Raw genomic sequence first — 15,418 nt, forward strand, 5'->3', positions numbered from 1 at the left:
TGGGCGAAGGCCGCGAGGCGATCATCGCGGTGACCATCCCCGAGCGGCCCGGCAGCTTCAAGGCCTTCTGCGAAGCGGTGGGCAAGCGGCAGATCACCGAGTTCAACTACCGCTACCACACCGACCGTGAGGCGCACATATTCGTCGGCGTGCAGACCCACCCCGAGCGCGACCCGCGCAGCGCGCTGATCGCCAGCCTCACCGAGCAGGGCTTCCCGGTCGTGGACCTGACCGACAACGAGCTGGCCAAGCTGCACATCCGGCACATGGTCGGCGGCCATTCGGAACGGGTCAGCGACGAAGTGGTGCTGCGCTTCGAGTTCCCCGAGCGGCCGGGCGCGCTGTTCAACTTTCTCAACAAACTGGGGGGTCGCTGGACCATTTCGATGTTCCACTACCGCAACCATGGCGCTGCCGACGGGCGCGTGGTGGCCGGGCTGGTGGTGCCGGAGGACGAACACGACCTGGTCAAGGACACCCTGGCAGAGATCGGCTACCCCTACTGGGACGAGACCAACAACCCCGCGTATCGGTTTTTCCTCGGTTGAGAGGCCTCTGGGCAACCCCACGCGAGGTTGCTCAGGCCGGGTTGCAGATTTATCGCACCTGTAAAAGCGGCGACGGTCAATGAAGGTACATCCACACGGACGTTACGCTCATGCCAGATGCCATCGCCGCCGAACAGCTACCTCCCGACCTGCACTATGTCGACGACAGCGAACCGGGCCTGAGCCGCAAACGGCTGCGCGGCAAGTTCGCCTATTTCGACCGTAACGACCAGCGCATTCGCGACCCGGCCGAGATCCAGCGCATCAACGCCCTGGCCATACCGCCGGCCTATACCGATGTGTGGATCTGCGCCGACCCGCAGGGCCACCTGCAGGCCACCGGTCGCGACGCGCGCGGGCGCAAGCAATACCGCTACCACCCGCGCTGGCGTGAGATCCGTGACGAGAACAAGTACGCGCGCATGATCGCCTTCGGCGGCGCACTGCCCAAGGTGCGCAAGCAACTGGAAGCGCAGATGAGCCAGCCCGGCATGGGCCGCGACAAGGTCATCGCCGCCGTGGTCAGCCTGCTGGACGCCACACTGATTCGCATCGGCAATTCACGTTACGCCCGCGACAACCGCTCCTTCGGCCTGACCACCCTGCGCAACAAGCACGTGGACATCAAGGGCAGCGAGATCCTTTTCCAGTTTCGCGGCAAGAGCGGCGTCGAGCACCAGATCAGCATCAAGGACCGGCGCATGGCGAAGATCATCAAGCGCTGCATGGAGTTGCCAGGGCAGAACCTGTTCCAGTACCTGGATGACGACGGCCAGCGCCATGGCATCAGCTCTAGCGACGTCAACGCCTACCTGCACTCCCTGACCGGCGCAGACTTCACCGCCAAGGACTATCGAACCTGGGCTGGCAGCGTGCTGGCCCTGGCGACCCTGCGCAAGCTGCAGTGGGAGCCGGAGGCCGACGCCAAGAAGCATATCGTGGAGATGGTCAAGAATGTGGCCCGCCAGTTGGGCAACACGCCGACGGTGTGCCGCAAGTGTTACATCCACCCGGCGGTCCTGGAGGGCTTTCTGCTGGGCGAGCTGGCCAAGCTGCCACGCGCCAGGAAGCGCAAGGGCCTGAGCGCCGAGGAAGTCGCCCTGGCAGCCTTCCTGCAGCAACTGCATGCGCAGAGCGCCAGGACTGCACCCTGAGCAAGCGGGCTGGACTTATTGGGCGGGTGGGGACGGCTCGACCGCTGGTGTCGGCTCGGCCGGGGCCTGTTGGGCTGCTGGCTCGGGGGCTGGTTGCGTTACAGCAGGCTGGCTCTCGGTGCTCTCGACCTTGAAACCGTCAGACTCGACAGGCGCTGCCACAGGTTGGCTGCCGTTGTCCGTAGCGGCGGCCGGAGCCGGTGCGGCAACTGGGGCGGGCGCTTCGACCGCGGGATGCGTCGGTGCTGCCGGAGCTGCAGCGGCAGGAGCCACGGGGGTGGTGGCTTCTGGAACGCCCAAGTCGGCCTTGGGCTTCTCGACGATATGCGCGGCCTGCTTCACTTCCGCTGGCAGGAAGCTTTCGACCAGGGCAAAGAAGCGCTCGTAGAATTTGTCTGAAGCCACGGTCTCGCTGGCGACCTTGACCATCGAGTCGTCGGTGGAGCCGATGGGCATCGACACCGAACCGAGCACACCCACGCCAAGACTGGCGGAGGTGTTGGATTTCTTCAGCGCGTAACGGTCCTGCAAGGCGTTGGCGAACATGCTGGAGGTGCCGGGCTTGACGTCGTCGGCACAGACCACGTTGAAACTGATCTCGATGTGGGTGTCACCGGTCTGCTGGAAGCTCTTGCGACCGCTGATCATCTTCGGGTCGTTGCTGGTGATGATGTAGCCCTGGCTGAGCAACGCCCGGCGTGCCGCCTCGCAGGAGGCGGTGTCGCTGGCCGGGTAGGTGCGCGAGAAGGTCCCTGCATCGTCGAAATGCTCATGATCATAGATCGCCTGCTTGGGCGAGGAACAGCCTGCGGCCATCAGCAGGACGGCGGCCCAGCAGGCGGTGCGAACATTCAGAACATTGAACATCGGTAATCCCGGAGAAAAATGCGCGACGGAAAAAGGCGATAAGTCTGCAACAAGGTCGGCGGAGGATCAACGCAGACTTGGTATCGGCTTGTTGACACAACGCCGACCGCTCGCTGGCTACCCGGGCAAAGGCGCCAAGACCATCGGCAAGCGCAGAAAGCAAAAAAGCGACCCTAAGGTCGCTTTCTTGTTTGTTCCAGAGAGTTCATGGGCTCTGGAACCGAATATGGCGCAGCGGACGGGACTCGAACCCGCGACCCCCGGCGTGACAGGCCGGTATTCTAACCGACTGAACTACCGCTGCGTATCGCTTGTAAACCTGACTGAAACAAACTTCGAGTAAGTTGCTTCAGTAACACGGTTGAAGAGCCTTGGCTTTTCAACCCCAGACCAGAAACACTGATCTGAAAGTGGCGCAGCGGACGGGACTCGAACCCGCGACCCCCGGCGTGACAGGCCGGTATTCTAACCGACTGAACTACCGCTGCGCATATTTGAAAACTGAGTTCAACAGCCTTTCAAACTCAACGATGGTGGGTGATGACGGGATCGAACCGCCGACCCTCTGCTTGTAAGGCAGATGCTCTCCCGGCTGAGCTAATCACCCTTTGCTTCGCTGAGGCCGCGAACTTTACGCACCCCCCTTACCTAAGTCAACACCTTGAGTGAAATATTTTTCAAATCAGGGAGATACGGGTTTATTCAGGCTTTTTTGGCACCTCTGAAAACGCGCCTGACGGCGGCGCTCAAATCGCCTGCGCCGAGTAGCAGCACTTACAAAACGAGATGTAGCGAACGGGTTATTGCGCGTAAATCATCTTGCGCGTCATGCCGCCATCGACGACGAACTCCTGTCCGGTCACGAAGCCGGCATTACGTGACAACAGCCAGCTGACCATCGCTGCCACGTCCTCGACCGTCCCTACCCTGCCCGCCGGGTGTTGGGCATGGTCGGTTTCCGAGAGCGGTTCGGCACGTCGCACAGAAGGGTCACGGGCATCGATCCAGCCAGGGCTGACTGCATTGACGCGGATTTGCGGGCCCAGGCTCACCGCCAGCGCATGGGTCAGCGCCAGCAACCCGCCCTTGCTCGCCGCGTAGGCCTCGGTGTCGGCCTCGGACTGATGGGCCCGCGTGGAGGCCAGGTTGACGATGCTGCCACCATGGGCGCGCAGGTAAGGTGCACAGTGCTTGGCCAGCAGCATCGGCCCGGTCAGGTTGACCGCCAGCACCCGGTTCCAGCGCTCCACGCCCAGGCTTTCCAGGGTGCCATTATGCGGATCGGCAACCCCGGCGTTGCACACCAGAGCATCCAGGCGACCGAACTGGCGCAGCAACTGGGCCACACCGCCGACCACCTGATCCTCGCTGGCCACGTCCATGGCGATGAACAAGGCGTTCTCGCCCAGGCTTTCAGCGACCGTGGCACCTCGAATGCGGTCCACATCCGCCAGCACCACCTGCCAACCTTCGCTGATCAGCCAGGCGGCGATGCCCAGGCCGATGCCGCGGGCGGCACCGGTGACCAGCGCCACCCGGCCATTGCTCGGCCCGGTGACCTGCATGGCCCAATCGGTCACAGCGCTGCCAGGCCGCGAGCCAGGTCGTTCTGCAGGTCGGTGACGTCTTCCAGGCCCACCGCGAGGCGGATCAGGCTATCACTGATGCCCGCCGAAGCGCGCTCCTGGGGCGTCAGACGACCGTGCGAGGTGGTCGCCGGATGGGTGATGGTGGTCTTGCTGTCACCCAGGTTGGCGGTGATCGACACCAGGCGCGTGGCGTCGATGAAGCGCCAGGCGCCCTCCTTGCCCCCCTTGACCTCAAAGCTCACCACCGCGCCGAAGCCCTTCTGCTGACGTTGAGCCAGCTCGTGCTGCGGGTGGCTCTTCAGGCCGGCGTAATGAACCTTCTCCACGCCATCCTGCTGCTCCAGCCACTCGGCCAGGGCCTGGGCATTGGCACAATGCGCGCGCATGCGCAGGTTGAGGGTTTCCAGGCCCTTGAGGAACACCCAGGCGTTGAACGGGCTCAGGGTTGGACCGGCCGTGCGCAGGAAGCCGACCACTTCTTTCATCAGCTCGGCGCGGCCAGCGACTACACCACCCATGCAGCGCCCCTGGCCGTCGATGAACTTGGTGGCCGAATGCACCACGACATCGGCACCCAGCTTCAGCGGCTGCTGCAGTGCAGGCGTGCAGAAGCAGTTATCGACCACCAGCATGGCGCCCTTGGCATGCGCGATTTCCGCCAGCGCGGCGATATCGACCAGCTCGGCCAGCGGGTTGGATGGTGACTCGACGAACAGCAGGCGGGTATTGGGCTTGATTGCCGCATCCCAACCGGCCAGTTCGGCCAGCGGCACGTAGTCGACCTCGACGCCAAAGCGCTTGAGGTACTTCTCGAACAGGCTGATGGTCGAACCGAACACACTGCGCGACACCAGCACATGGTCGCCGGCGCTGCACAGACTCATGACCACCGAGAGGATGGCCGACATGCCAGTGGAGGTTGCGACTGCCTGCTCGGCGCCTTCAAGCGCGGCGATGCGCTCTTCGAAGGTGCGCACGGTCGGGTTGGTGTAGCGCGAGTAGACGTTACCCGGCACATCGCCGGCGAAGCGCGCGGCGGCATCGGCCGCCGTGCGGAACACGTAGCTGGAAGTGAAGAACAGCGGATCGCTGTGCTCGCTTTCCGGTGTGCGGTGCTGGCCCGCGCGAACGGCCAGGGTGTCGAACCCCACGCCGTCCAGGTCACTGTCCAGCCGGCCTGAATCCCATTGCTCAGACATGCACGTTTTCCTTGTCCGAATCAGTTGTTGTACAGATCGATGATCGCGCTGACGGCCTGGTTCTTGACCTTCGCCGCGTCGTTACGAGCGTCCTCGATCCGGTTCAGGTAGTGCTCGTCGACATCACCGGTGACGTACTTGCCGTCGAAGACCGAGCAATCGAAGTTGTCGATCTTGATCTTCTTGCTGCCGCTGACCGCTTCGATGAGATCGTTGAGGTCCTGGTAGACCAGCCAGTCGGCACCGATCAGATCGGCCACTTCCTGGGTGGTGCGGTTGTGCGCGATGAGTTCGTGAGCACTCGGCATGTCGATGCCGTAGACGTTCGGGTAGCGCACGGCCGGGGCGGCCGAGCAGAAATAGACATTCTTGGCGCCGGCTTCGCGGGCCATCTGGATGATCTGCTTGCAGGTGGTGCCGCGCACGATGGAGTCGTCGACCAGCATCACGTTCTTGCCGCGGAATTCCAGCTCGATGGCGTTGAGTTTCTGGCGTACGGATTTCTTGCGCGCCGCCTGGCCGGGCATGATGAAGGTACGGCCGATGTAGCGGTTCTTCACGAAGCCTTCGCGGAACTTGACGCCCAAGTGGTTCGCCAGCTCCAGGGCGGCGGTGCGGCTGGTGTCCGGAATTGGGATGACCACGTCGATGTCATGGTCGGGGCGCTCGCGGCGGATCTTCTCGGCCAGACGCTCGCCCATGCGCAGGCGCGCCTTGTACACCGAGATGCCGTCGATGATCGAGTCGGGGCGGGCCAGGTAGACGTGTTCGAAAATGCACGGTGCATAGCGCGGGTTCGGCGCGCACTGGCGGGTGAACAGGCGGCCATCTTCGGTGATGTACACCGCTTCGCCCGGCGCCAGGTCACGGATCAGGGTGAAGCCCAGCACGTCCAGCGCGACGCTCTCGGAGGCGATCATGTACTCCACGCCTTCGTCGGTGTGGCGCTGGCCGAAGACGATCGGACGGATCGCGTCCGGGTCACGGAAGCCGACGATGCCATAACCGGTGACCATCGCCACCACGGCATAGCCGCCACGGCAGCGTTTGTGCACGTCGGCCACCGCCGCGAAGATGTCCTCTTCGGTCGGCTGCAGCTTGCCACGCACGGCCAGCTCGTGGGCGAACACGTTGAGCAGCACTTCCGAATCGGAATTGGTGTTCACGTGGCGCAGGTCGGACTCGTAGATTTCCTTGGCCAACTGCTCGACGTTGGTCAGGTTGCCGTTGTGTGCCAGGGTGATGCCATAGGGCGAGTTGACATAGAACGGCTGGGCTTCGGCCGAAGTGGAGCTGCCCGCCGTGGGATAACGCACATGACCGATGCCCATGTGCCCGACCAGCCGCTGCATATGGCGCTGCTGGAACACATCGCGCACCAACCCGTTGTCCTTGCGCAGGAACAACCGGCCATCATGGCTGGTCACGATACCGGCAGCATCCTGGCCGCGGTGCTGGAGGACGGTGAGCGCGTCATACAGCGCCTGGTTGACGTTCGACTTACCGACGATTCCGACGATGCCACACATGCGACACAACCCCTACTTAGTGGAACTGGATTTACCGAGCACGTCCTGCGCCATCTGCGGCGACAGTACCTGCTCCTTGAACGGTAGTTCAGCGGGAACGCTGATACCGCTGGCGAACCACTGGCTGGACATCCCGAGAATCAGGTTTTTCGACCAGTCAGCGACCATGAGAAATTGCGGCAGCAGGCGTGAGTCCTGCCACCATTGATCCTGTTGCACCGGCCCCAGGCTCAACAGCCCGACCGCGACGACGACTAGCAAGGCACCACGCGCGGCACCGAAGACCATGCCGAGAAACCGGTCAGTGCCCGACAGCCCGGTGACCCGAATCAGTTCACCGATGAGAAAATTGACCATGGCGCCGACCAGCAGGGTGGCCACGAACAGAATGATGCAACTGGCGATGATCCGCGCCGAGGGCGTGGCGATGTAATCGGCCAGGTAATAGGACAGTCCGGCACCGAACATCCAGGCGACCACACCTGCGACGATCCAGATCACCAGCGACAGGGCTTCCTTGACGAAGCCGCGCTTGATGCTGATCAGAGCGGAGATGGCGATGACCGCGAGGATCGCCCAGTCAACCGGAGTAAGTGCCACGTTGCAGCCTGCAGACGGATAAGGCGGCGCATTTTAACAGAGCGGCCGCCGGTCGGTAAGCTGCGATTATCGGCAGGTTGAAATTTCTTGAAACCTGCGCGCCAGACGGTTGTCTGGCGCGCAGGCCGTGGCGCGGGATCAGCCCCGCTCGGGCTGGAAGCGCACCACGATACCCTTGAGCTTCTGCTGCTTGTCGAGCTGGTCACGCAGCCGATCGGCTTCAGCACGCTCGATCAGCGGCCCGACGAATACGCGGTTCACACCCTCGGAGGTGCGAATGTAGGCATTGTAGCCCTGGGCACGCAGCGTCTTCTGCAGGTTGTCGGCATTGGCGCGGTTGGACATGCTGGCCAGTTGCACGGACCAGCTCACCGAAAGCCCGTTGGCATCGACACCGGCCGGCGTTGCCGCCTTGGCTTGCGTAGAGGACTGGGTGGGCGCCTGGTTGCTGGCAGCATTGGCCGGCGGGGTCGGCGCAGGCTTTGCCGCTGGTTTCGCGGCAGGCGCTGGCGTTGCAGCCGTTGCAGCCGCTGCCGGCTTGGTGACGGGCGCGGGCGTCGCAGCGGCGTTGCTGGTCGCAGGTTGGGCAGGCGCAGGCGGTATGGCCTGGGTCGGCGCAGGTCCGATGGGCTGTGTCGGCGGGGTCGACTCGGTCTGCGGCAGCGGCTGCTGCTCGGGCACGGCAACCGGTTCGATCTGCACCGGCTGCATGGCCGGTGCCTCGGGCGCTGCCGGCGCGTCGACCCGTACGCTACGAGTCTCGTCCTGGCGGGTAAACAGCATGGGCAGGAAGATCACCGCAATCGCGATCAGCACCAGGGCCCCTACCATCCGCTGTTTGTAAGCCTTGTCCAGCATCGCAGCCACCTCAATCCTCAATCAGCGTGCCGATCCAGCCATTCCAGAGCCTCGGCCACACAATAGAAAGACCCGAACACCAGGATCTCATCGTCGTCCGTCGCCCGCTCGCACTGCGCCTGCAGCGCCTGAACGACGTCCTGATAGGACGTCACGCTGGCAGCAAGGTTCTGCAACGCGGCGTGCAACTCGCCAACCGGACGGGTACGCGGCGTTGGCAAAGGCGCTACCGCCCAGTGCGCCAGCACTGGCACCAACTCGGCCGTCACGCCAGCCAGGTCCTTGTCTGCCAACAAGCCGAAGACCGCCAGGCGCCGCCCCGCCAAGGGCCGCTGGGCGAGACGCCGGGCCAGGAAAGCGGCGGCGTGCGGATTATGCCCCACATCCAACAGCAGCTTGAGGGTTTTGCCCTGCCAGCGCAGCACCCGCCGGTCCAGACGCCCGACGATACGGGTACCGTTCAGCGCCTCGGCCAGCACCTCGGGCTGCCAGGGCAGGTCCAGCCAGGCATAGGCTTGCAGCGCCAGCGCGGCGTTTTCCATGGGCAGGTCGAGCAACGGCAGATCGCGCAGCGCCAACGGCTGGCCTGTGCGGTCATGCCCCTGCCAATGCCAGGCCGTCGCCTCGATCTGCAGGTCGAAGTCCCGACCACGCAGCGACAGTGGGCAGCCGAGTTCGGCAGCCTGTTCGAGCAATGGCGCCGGCGGGTCGAGATCGCCACACAGTGCTGGCTTGCCAGCACGGAAGATCCCGGCCTTTTCGAAGGCCACCGATTCGCGGGTATCGCCCAGCCAGTCGGCGTGGTCCAGGCCGATGCTGGTGACCAGGGCCAGGTCTGCGTCTACCAGGTTGACCGCATCCAGACGGCCACCCAGACCGACTTCAAGCACCACAGCATCCAGCCCGGCACGCTGGAACAGCCAGAACGCCGCCAGGGTGCCCATCTCGAAATAGGTCAGGGTGATATCGCCACGCGCCGCCTCGACGGCGGCGAAGGCTTCGCAGAGTTCGGCATCGCTGGCCTGTACGCCCTGTACCTGGACGCGCTCGTTGTAGCGCACCAGGTGCGGCGAACTATAGACCCCGACCTTGAGCCCCTGGGCCTGCAGCAGCGCGTCCAGGAAGGCACAGGTCGAGCCCTTGCCGTTGGTGCCGGTCACGGTAATGACCCGCGCCGCCGGGCGGCTCAGGCCCAACTGCCGGGCGACTTGCCGCGAGCGGTCGAGCCCCATATCGATGGCCGACGGATGCAACTGCTCCAGATAGGCGAGCCAGTCGCCCAGCGACCTGGCGGTCATACGGCGGCCGGCGCAGGGACCTCTACCGCCTCGAAGACCGGCTTGACGGTCTTGGGCGTCGGCAGATTCATCATCTGCGCCAGCAGGCGGCCCAGACGTTCGCGCATTTCGCTGCGCGGGATGATCATGTCGATGGCGCCGTGCTCGACGAGGAATTCACTGCGCTGGAAGCCTTCAGGCAGTTTTTCGCGCACGGTCTGCTCGATCACGCGAGGACCGGCAAAGCCGACCAGCGCCTTGGGTTCGGCGACGATCACGTCACCCAGCATCGCCAGACTGGCCGATACACCACCGTAGACCGGGTCGGTCAGTACCGAAATGAACGGAATGCCTTCTTCACGCAGGCGTGCAAGCACTGCGGAGGTCTTGGCCATCTGCATCAGGGAGATCAGCGCTTCCTGCATGCGCGCACCACCGGAAGCCGAGAAGCAGATCATCGGGCAACGGTGCTCCAGCGCGTAGTTGGCAGCGCGCACGAAACGCTCGCCGACGATGGCGCCCATCGACCCTCCCATGAAGGAAAACTCGAAGGCCGAAGCCACCACCGGCATACCCAGCAGGGTACCGCTCATGGAGATCAGCGCGTCTTTCTCGCCGATCTGCTTCTGCGCCGCCACCAGGCGGTCCTTGTACTTCTTGCTGTCGCGGAACTTGAGGCGGTCGACCGGCTCCAGCTCGGCGCCCAGCTCGTTACGGCCTTCGGCATCGAGGAAGATGTTCAGGCGGCTACGCGCACCAATGCGCATGTGATGGTCGCACTTGGGGCAGACGTCCAGGGTCTTTTCCAGTTCAGGGCGATACAGCACTGCTTCGCAGGATGGGCACTTGTGCCACAGACCCTCAGGGACCGAGCTTTTCTTGACCTCGGAACGCATGATCGAAGGGATCAGTTTGTCTACCAACCAGTTGCTCATGCTTTCTTTCTCCAGTACCGGTGCGGCTCCCGTGCCTGGCGCCACAGCGCCGGGCACATGCCCTCAGCTAATTTCGTAAATGGTGGCTGGCCGTGCAGCCTGCGGTCGGCGCCTGGCCAGACCTGCACGGGCTCAACCGTACTCTGCAAAATCCCGCCAGGCGCATCGAAGCCTGGCCCGTTCAATTCAAACCGCGAACACAATATGCCGGGAACAGGCTAATGGACGGCGGCAGTTTCCCAGCCGTCACATCAGGCCCCGCGCACGGCGTCGACGAACGCACGCACCTTGTCGTGGTCCTTGATGCCCTTGCTACGCTCTACCCCGCCGCTGACATCCACGGCATAGGGCCTGACCCGGGCGATGGCCTGCGCCACGTTGTCCGGGTCGAGGCCGCCGGCCAGGATCACCGGCTTGGGCAGATCCGCAGGAATCAGCGACCAGTCGAAACGCTCGCCAGTGCCCCCCGGTACGCCCGGCACATAGGCATCCAGCAGGATGCCACGGGCCCGTGCGTAGGCTCGGCAGGCCGCCATCAGGTCATCGCCTGGCTTGACCCGCAGCGCCTTGATGTAGGGCCGGTGGTAGCCTTCGCAAGCCTGCGGCGATTCATTGCCGTGAAACTGCAGCAAATCCAGCGGCAGTGCCTCGAGGGTTTCGTGCAGCTCGCAGGGGCTGGCATCGACGAACAGCCCGACCGTCGTAACGAAAGGCGGCAAGGCGGCCATGATCACCTTGGCCTGCGCCACGCTGACAGCCCGCGGACTGGGCGCATAGAACACGAAGCCTATCGCGTCGGCACCCGCCTCGACGGCGGCCAATGCATCTTCAATGCGGGTAATCCCGCAGATTTTGCTGCGAACGGCAGACATGTCGCCGAACCTCCGTCATGGCGGAAAGCCCCGGATGTTAACAAAAGCTTTTCCGGACGTCAGCCGAGGCCGGCGAAACCCGTGAGGAAATGTGGCCCCACGTAGCGCTGCGGCAGGGCGAACTCCTCCGGATACTCGACCTGCACCAGATACAGGCCATAAGGATGGGCCGTGACCCCGCCGTTACGCCGCTGGCGACTTTCCAGCACCTCGGCGGCCCACTCCACCGGGCGCTCTCCCGCACCGATGGTCATCAGCACGCCGGCAATGTTGCGCACCATGTGATGCAGGAAGGCATTGGCCCGCACGTCGAGGACGATCATCTGGCCGTGGCGAGTGACGCGCAGGTGGTGCATCTGCTTGATTGGCGACTTGGCCTGGCACTGCCCAGCGCGAAAGGCGCTGAAGTCATGAGTACCCAGCAGCGCCTGCGCAGCCTCGGCCATGCGCTCGGCGTCCAGCGGGCGATGGTTCCAGGTCACTTCCTGGCCCATGTGCGCCGGGCGGATCTGGTCGTTGTAGATGACGTAGCGGTAGCGCCGGGCGACCGCCTTGAAGCGCGCGTGGAAGTGCGCTGGCATGGCACGCGCCCAGGTAACACTGACATCGTGCGGCAGGCTGGCGTTGGCACCCATGACCCAGGCTTTCTCCGAACGCTCCACCGGCGTGTCGAAATGCACCACCTGCCCACAGGCATGCACACCGGCGTCGGTACGCCCGGCACACATCAAGCCGATGGGAGAGGCCGCGACCTTGCCAAGGGCATTTTCCAGGGTTTCCTGAACGGTGAGCACACCACCGGCCTGGCGCTGCCAGCCGTTGTAGCGCGAGCCTTTGTACTCGACGCCCAGTGCAATACGGTGAAAGCCCTCGGCAGCCATTTCGGCAGCCGGGTTGTCTATGTTGGCCAAGGTGTTACAGCCCATTGGGTTGCGAAAAAGGGCGGCCATTATACGGGGCGCGCGGCAGGACGCCAGCGGCGGGAGACCCCTGGCGGTCGCGTGATGCCGACCACCAGACGGGCAGGACAGGAATCAGGCCAGGCGCGCGAGCATTTCGCGAGCTTCGCTCTTCTGGGCGTCGTCGCCTTCGCTGACCACCTCACCGAGGATGTCACGCGCGCCGTCGGCATCGCCCATGTCGATGTAGGCCCGCGCCAGGTCCAACTTGGTCGCGGCTTCATCGGTACCGGACAGGTAGTCGAATTCCAGGTCATCATCCAGCGTCGCCGCATCTTCGGCAGTGAAGCTTGGCTCCTCGAGCGGCGGGCTTTCCAACTCCTGGGACAGACGATCGAGTTCGGCGTTGACATCGTCGATCTCGGAAGCGAAGGCCTGGGTGGCCGAGTCGGTCTCGATCTCGTCGGCCAGCGACAGGTCGAAATCTTCCGGCAGCTCCAGGTCGTGCTCCGCCACCGGCGGCTCGGACGCGCCCAGGTCCAGCGGGTCTTCACCCAGACTCAGGAGCAGATCGTCCTCGGAATTCAGTTGCGGATCATCCTCGGCCAGGCCCAGATCGAAGTCTTCGAGGCTCTGCGGCTCGTCGACCGCAACGGACACAGGCTCAGACAGCACTTCATCCAGGTCGACCGGCTCGGCCAGCGCCGGCTCCGACAGCGAAGGCTCCGACAGCCCCGGCTCGGAGCGCTCGGACTCGGTATCGAGCAGCAGATCGTCCAGATTATCGAGGGTGACCACCTCATCGCTGGCCGGCGCCTCAAAGTCATCCAGGCTCAGGTCGAAGTCATCTTCCGGCGCTTCGGCGACCAGCGGCTGTTCAGCCTCGACCGAAGCGGCTTCAGGCTCGTCTGTCGCCGGTTCGTCGTCGGCGAGCAACTGCTCAAGGTACTTTTCATCCAGTTCGGCGGCCATGGCCGCGGCCGAGGTGGCCGCCACTGCCGCCGCGGCGGCTGCCACGGGTGCTACGGATTCCGACTTGTTCTCGGGCGTTTCAACGACCGGTGCTGCTGCGACAGCAGCGGCCTTGACGGGCTCAGGCGCAGGCGCCGGAGCGACGACAGGTTCCACCACCCTGGCAGGGCCGATCATGGTCGGGTATTTGTCTTTTAGCTGCTCGACCTCAGCTTGATGCTTTCCCGCAGCCACCAACTTGCGCTCGTGGGCCGCGAATGCCTTGTTATTGCCCTGCTCGGCGTAGATTTCCATCAACTTCAGGCGGATGTCGTCACGCGCCGGATCTTCCTTGACCGACTCTTCGAGCAGTTCGACAGCCTGGTTCATGCGGCCGTAGGCGATGTGGATCTCGGCTTGTACCAACGGATCGGTCGGTCGCTCGCGGGAGGCGTTGGCCGCCGCGGCGGCGACGGCTGCAGGTGCCATGGTGTAGCTCGGCGAGCCGCTGTCCAGACCGCCGAAGCTGTCGGCCGGTGCATTGAGGTCCATGTCGGAAACGAACTGCGACTCTTCGGCCAGAGCCCGGGCCATGCGCTTGTGTTTTTCTTCCTCAGCCTTGGCGGCACGCCGACGCGCCAGGAACAGCAGAAGCAGCGCCAGCACCAGCAAGGTGGAGCCACCGATCAGCCCCAGCATTACCGGGTTGGCAAGAATGGCCTTGAACGGGTCGCTCTGCTCCGGCGCCGGCACCGGCTCGACGGCCAACGGCTGTTCGGCCGGCGGCGTGGCGGGCTGGGCGGCACCAGCCTGCAGGGCATCTTCGGGGGCGACTTCGCCAGCCGGCTTGATCGGTGCACCACTGGCATCCACGGCGGTGGCCGGAAGCGGGGCAGTGCCTGCCGGGGCGGCAGGCGCGGCGCCGGCAGCACCTGCGGCACCCGCAGCGCCGGCGGCCTGCATCTTCGCCAACTGGTCGTTTTTCAGCTCCATCAGGCGCTGCAGCTTGTCCAGCTGGCTCTGCAGGTCGTTCAGGCGGCTCTTGAGTTCGGCATTGTCACGCCGTGAGGTATCCAGCGCTTCCTGGGTGACCGCCAGCTTGTTGGCCAGGTCGTTGTCGCTGGCAGCGCCGGGGCGACCGGTCGACTTGCCGGCCGACACCAGGCTGAGGTTATCGCCGGTAGTCACTTGTGCCGGCGCGGCACCGGCCTGGGCACGACGCGTGGCATCGACCTGACGCACACCGGCGGCACCACGCCGCCCTTCACGCCAGGACTGGTATTGGCGGGCGACTTCGGCAATGGCCTGGCTCTGCGGCAGTGCCGTGGCCTGTTGCGGGGTCGGCAGGCGCAGTACCTCGCCTTTCTTCAGACGGTTGATATTGCCGCCGACGAAGGCGCCGGGATTCAAGGCCTGGATCGCCAGCATGGTTTGCTGCACGGAACCGCCGTTGCGGACCTTTTCGGCGATTTCCCAAAGGGTGTCGTTATTGACGGTGACGTACTGGGCAGGCTTGTCTGCTGCCGGCGGTGGCAGCGCAGGCTGGGCGGGCGCGGCGGCCGGCGGGTTGCTTCCAGGTGCCTGCACGGTGGTGGGCGGCGCCACCGAAGGCAGCTGTGCCGGTGCGGCAGCGGGCGCCTGGGCGGGCGCGGCCGCTGCGGCGGCTTCCGGGGAGTGACGCGGCGGGTCGAGCAACACGCTGTATTCGCGCTGGGCACGTCCGTTGGGCGACAGGACCTGGACCAGGAACTTCACGTAAGGGTCCTGCACCGGCTTGCTGGAAGTGACGCGCAGCACGCTCTTGCCATCCGGGTTGACCACGGGAGTGAAGGTCAGATCGCTGAGCAGGGCCTGGCGAGTCACGCCGGCCTGTGCGGAATCGGCGGTCGTACCCAGGCTGGGCACGATCTGCGAGGCATTGATGCCACGCGCATCGGTCAGTTCGATTTCGGCCAGCAGAGGCTGGTTCAGGGTCGACTTGACCGACAACTCGCCGAGCCCCAGCGCATGGGCCATTCCCGATGACAACGCCGAAGCCGCAGCCATCGCTACTACCAGTTTACGAACCTGAACCATAGCCCATCCCTTGTTTGAAGACTCTCCGAACCCGGAGTAAGGCGTGTTGCCGCTAGAATCATTT

General features: G+C 64.4%; 12 protein-coding genes, 3 tRNA genes and 1 pseudogene. 2 read left to right on the forward strand and 14 right to left on the reverse strand.

Annotated features, from left to right (window positions below; translation table 11 throughout):
- A pseudogene (locus QZ497_RS11000) lies at nucleotides 1–548 on the forward strand (threonine ammonia-lyase, biosynthetic); the annotation flags it as partial.
- Between the two features lie 110 nt (nucleotides 549–658).
- Nucleotides 659–1,702, forward strand: coding sequence for a DNA topoisomerase IB (locus QZ497_RS11005; protein ID WP_295474349.1), 1,044 nt, complete (start codon nucleotides 659–661; stop codon nucleotides 1,700–1,702).
- Between the two features lie 15 nt (nucleotides 1,703–1,717).
- Here QZ497_RS11005 and QZ497_RS11010 read toward each other — a convergent pair whose 3' ends face one another.
- From QZ497_RS11010 to QZ497_RS11075, 14 genes are all read right to left on the reverse strand, one after another.
- Nucleotides 1,718–2,569, reverse strand: coding sequence for a DUF2242 domain-containing protein (locus QZ497_RS11010; RefSeq protein WP_295474352.1), 852 nt, complete (start codon nucleotides 2,567–2,569; stop codon nucleotides 1,718–1,720).
- Between the two features lie 227 nt (nucleotides 2,570–2,796).
- Nucleotides 2,797–2,873 (reverse strand) — tRNA-Asp (locus QZ497_RS11015).
- Between the two features lie 107 nt (nucleotides 2,874–2,980).
- A tRNA-Asp gene (locus tag QZ497_RS11020) sits at nucleotides 2,981–3,057 on the reverse strand.
- A gap of 43 nt (nucleotides 3,058–3,100) precedes the next feature.
- Nucleotides 3,101–3,176, reverse strand: a tRNA-Val gene (locus QZ497_RS11025).
- A gap of 193 nt (nucleotides 3,177–3,369) precedes the next feature.
- Nucleotides 3,370–4,134, reverse strand: a complete 765-nt coding sequence (locus QZ497_RS11030) for an SDR family oxidoreductase (protein WP_295474658.1) — start codon at nucleotides 4,132–4,134, stop codon at nucleotides 3,370–3,372.
- A gap of 11 nt (nucleotides 4,135–4,145) precedes the next feature.
- Nucleotides 4,146–5,357 carry an O-succinylhomoserine sulfhydrylase gene (locus tag QZ497_RS11035; protein ID WP_295474355.1) on the reverse strand — a complete coding sequence of 404 codons (1,212 nt, stop codon included), beginning with the start codon at nucleotides 5,355–5,357 and terminating at the stop codon, nucleotides 4,146–4,148.
- Nucleotides 5,358–5,377: 20 nt separating this feature from the next.
- Nucleotides 5,378–6,886, reverse strand: coding sequence for an amidophosphoribosyltransferase (purF, locus tag QZ497_RS11040; protein ID WP_295474358.1), 1,509 nt, complete (start codon nucleotides 6,884–6,886; stop codon nucleotides 5,378–5,380).
- Between the two features lie 12 nt (nucleotides 6,887–6,898).
- Nucleotides 6,899–7,486, reverse strand: a complete 588-nt coding sequence (locus QZ497_RS11045) for a CvpA family protein (RefSeq protein WP_295474361.1) — start codon at nucleotides 7,484–7,486, stop codon at nucleotides 6,899–6,901.
- A 138-nt stretch (nucleotides 7,487–7,624) separates the two neighbouring features.
- The gene (locus QZ497_RS11050; protein ID WP_295474364.1) at nucleotides 7,625–8,344 is read right to left on the reverse strand and encodes an SPOR domain-containing protein; all 720 of its coding nucleotides are present in this window, start codon (nucleotides 8,342–8,344) and stop codon (nucleotides 7,625–7,627) included.
- A gap of 17 nt (nucleotides 8,345–8,361) precedes the next feature.
- A complete protein-coding gene (gene folC / locus QZ497_RS11055) occupies nucleotides 8,362–9,642 on the reverse strand; it encodes a bifunctional tetrahydrofolate synthase/dihydrofolate synthase (RefSeq protein WP_295474367.1) in 1,281 nt (426 codons plus the stop codon).
- On the reverse strand, nucleotides 9,639–10,556 hold the full coding sequence (accD, locus tag QZ497_RS11060; protein ID WP_295474370.1) for an acetyl-CoA carboxylase, carboxyltransferase subunit beta: 918 nt from the start codon (nucleotides 10,554–10,556) through the stop codon (nucleotides 9,639–9,641). The genes folC and accD overlap by 4 nt, the downstream gene beginning before the upstream one ends.
- A gap of 251 nt (nucleotides 10,557–10,807) precedes the next feature.
- Nucleotides 10,808–11,428 (reverse strand): phosphoribosylanthranilate isomerase, encoded by a 621-nt coding sequence (locus QZ497_RS11065; protein WP_295474373.1) that lies wholly within the window; start codon nucleotides 11,426–11,428, stop codon nucleotides 10,808–10,810.
- Between the two features lie 59 nt (nucleotides 11,429–11,487).
- Nucleotides 11,488–12,339: a tRNA pseudouridine(38-40) synthase TruA gene (gene truA, locus QZ497_RS11070; protein ID WP_295474376.1), complete on the reverse strand. Its 852-nt coding sequence runs from the start codon at nucleotides 12,337–12,339 to the stop codon at nucleotides 11,488–11,490.
- A gap of 123 nt (nucleotides 12,340–12,462) precedes the next feature.
- Nucleotides 12,463–15,354, reverse strand: a complete 2,892-nt coding sequence (locus QZ497_RS11075) for a FimV/HubP family polar landmark protein (RefSeq protein WP_295474379.1) — start codon at nucleotides 15,352–15,354, stop codon at nucleotides 12,463–12,465.
- Nucleotides 15,355–15,418 lie beyond the last annotated feature (64 nt).

The sequence above is a fragment of the uncultured Pseudomonas sp. genome (genome assembly GCF_913777995.1).
In the GTDB taxonomy this organism is placed as follows: Bacteria; Pseudomonadota; Gammaproteobacteria; order Pseudomonadales; family Pseudomonadaceae; genus Aquipseudomonas.